Raw genomic sequence first — 500 nt, 5'->3', positions numbered from 1 at the left:
CGTAAGCGTCTAGCGAACCACACCTAGCATCGATGTTCTGATTATCTAAAAATACCTGCTCAATGATAAATTCGGAGCAGGTGATGAAAACTTACAGAACAAGCGCACAGTGGCAGCAGCTTTTGCTGAAACGCAGTACGTTTAGTGGTACTAATATTGAATTCTGCCAACACCATAATGTCGCTATTACGACTTATTATAAACAACGTGCTTTACTGGCAAAAGACCAGCCTAATTCCACCTTGCCAGTGCACACGCAGTGCCTTACATCATCACGTTTTGTCCAGGTAAAACAAACTACTGAAGTCTGCGCGCAAACTCGTCAAAATACGCTGCAGTTTGATACGCTAACCGGCCAACTCACGTTTCCTATCGATTTAGCGACGGCCGATATCGTTGCCATTATTAAAGGGCTAACGGTATGAGGATGTTCGTTGATGTACCCACCGTCTATTTATGTGCCGATGCCGTTGATTTTCGAAAATCAATTAATGGTCTGG

1 protein-coding gene is annotated in these 500 nt (G+C 43.8%); it reads left to right on the top strand.

The genetic code is table 11. The features are described from left to right. Positions 1-83 precede the first annotated feature (83 nt). Positions 84-425 (top strand): hypothetical protein, encoded by a 342-nt coding sequence (locus tag I6F10_RS20070; RefSeq protein WP_008467385.1) that lies wholly within the window; start codon positions 84-86, stop codon positions 423-425. Positions 426-500: the final 75 nt, after the last annotated feature.

The organism is Pseudoalteromonas sp. SWYJZ98 (assembly GCF_015864495.1).
GTDB lineage: Bacteria > Pseudomonadota > Gammaproteobacteria > Enterobacterales > Alteromonadaceae > Pseudoalteromonas > Pseudoalteromonas distincta.
This window is presented reverse-complemented; position numbering and strand designations above follow the sequence as displayed.

What these genes read in the sequence shown, in the direction of transcription:
- I6F10_RS20070 (WP_008467385.1), top strand. Translation starts at nt 84, where the DNA reads ATGAAAACTTACAGAACAAGCGCACAGTGGCAGCAGCTTTTGCTGAAA.